Genomic DNA, 238 nt, shown 5'->3' with positions numbered 1-238 from the left:
GTCCCGGGCGGTGGGGTAGCGGAGGGGGGGTCATCGGCGGTGGCCGGGTAGGGGCGGGGTGCGACGACTAACCCCGAACCCGAGAGCCCCCCGATGACCGACGAGATGATGAGCCTACGCGGGCTGATGGAGAAGAGTGCCGACGCTGATCTACTGCGCGAGATGATCGGTTTTGCAGCCGAGCGACTGATGGAACTGGAGGTGGGCGGCCTAACCGGTGCGGCTCACGGCGAGAAGA

At 67.2% G+C, this 238-nt stretch carries 1 pseudogene; it reads left to right on the top strand.

Going from position 1 to position 238, the window contains the following annotated elements:
- Positions 1 to 93: 93 nt before the first annotated feature.
- Positions 94 to 238, top strand: a pseudogene (locus CVH10_RS24255) (IS256 family transposase); the annotation flags it as partial.

The sequence above is a fragment of the Halomonas sp. ND22Bw genome, from assembly GCF_003011945.1.
In the GTDB taxonomy this organism is placed as follows: domain Bacteria; phylum Pseudomonadota; class Gammaproteobacteria; order Pseudomonadales; family Halomonadaceae; genus Halomonas; species Halomonas halophila.
This window is presented reverse-complemented; position numbering and strand designations above follow the sequence as displayed.